The organism is Paracoccus sp. S4493 (genome assembly GCF_000967735.1).
In the GTDB taxonomy this organism is placed as follows: domain Bacteria; phylum Pseudomonadota; class Alphaproteobacteria; order Rhodobacterales; family Rhodobacteraceae; genus Paracoccus; species Paracoccus marcusii.
The window spans coordinates 1-240 of the sequence record NZ_JXYF01000506.1 but is presented as its reverse complement, the minus strand read 5'-3'; the positions used below and the strand labels follow the sequence as shown (position 1 = coordinate 240).

Below are 240 nucleotides of genomic sequence, written 5' to 3'. Positions count from 1 at the left end.
CAGCGTGTTCGCGCTGTCATTCCCGTTGATGGCGCCGGGAACTGTCTGAACACCGTTCAGGTCTTTCGGGACGGCGCCGTTGAAGAGGAAGTTGGCGGTTGTCAGGATCGCTTTGTCGACGCCCTGCAGGAAGATGCTGTCATTGGTCCCCAGGACGATCCGGGTGCCGCCGTTCTCGCTGATCAGCGCGGTGACGTTCGCATATCCACGGATGTCGAGGATCTCTCCGGCGCGGGCGTC

Annotated in this window: 1 protein-coding gene; it reads right to left on the bottom strand. The window is 62.1% G+C overall.

The window, feature by feature from the left end:
* Positions 1–240: hypothetical protein (locus tag TW83_RS21605; protein WP_045984309.1), on the bottom strand; the 240-nt coding region annotated here is incomplete at both ends.